The following is an 885-nucleotide window of genomic DNA, read 5'->3' as shown; positions in this document are numbered from 1 at the left end:
TACAGCCGAAGAGCAGGTGACGGCGATCCAGGACTTTGATTACAGCATTACAAAAGTGGCGACCCCCCAGACCTACGATGCGGTAGGGGACGTGATCAGCTACGACATCAGGGTGACCAACGAGGGCAACGTGACGCTGAGGGACATTTTGGTGACCGACCCGCTGACCGGTTTGAGCCAGTTGGTATCGACCCTGGCACCGGGAACTGACACCTTGATCGTGACGACCTATACCATCAAGCAGTCGGATCTTAATTCCGGCAAGGTGGACAACACCGCAACAGCGAGCTACAAGGAGCTTGTTCGTACAGCCGAAGAGCAGGTGACGGCGATCCAGGACTTTGATTACAGCATTACAAAAGTGGCGACCCCCCAGACCTACGATGCGGTAGGGGACGTGATCAGCTACGACATCAGGGTGACCAACGAAGGCAACGTGACGCTGAGGGACATTTTGGTGACCGACCCGCTGACCGGCTTGAGCCAGTTGGTATCGATCCTGGCACCGGGAACTGACACCTTGATCGTGACCACCTATACCATCAAGCAGTCGGATCTTAATTCCGGCAAGGTGGACAACACCGCGACAGCGAGCTACAAGGAGCTTGTTCGCACAGCCGAAGAGCAGGTGACCGCGATCCAGGACTTTGATTACAGGATTACAAAAGTGGCGACCCCACAGACCTACGATGCGGTAGGGGATGTGATCAGCTACGACATCAGGGTGACCAACGAGGGTAACGTGACGCTGAGGGACATTTTGGTGACCAACACGGGCAACGTGACCCTGAGCAATGTAGTGATAGACGATGCGTTGACCGGATCTGTGGCGTTGGCTGTGAGTCCGTCTACCTTGGCTCCGGGCGCGACCGGTACCGCTACGGC

1 pseudogene is annotated in these 885 nt (G+C 56.4%); it reads left to right on the top strand.

The features are described from left to right. A pseudogene (locus P2G54_RS00005) lies at positions 1 to 885 on the top strand (hypothetical protein); the annotation flags it as partial.

The organism is Algoriphagus sp. CAU 1675, assembly GCF_029222925.1.
Taxonomy (GTDB): domain Bacteria; phylum Bacteroidota; class Bacteroidia; order Cytophagales; family Cyclobacteriaceae; genus Algoriphagus.
This window is presented reverse-complemented; position numbering and strand designations above follow the sequence as displayed.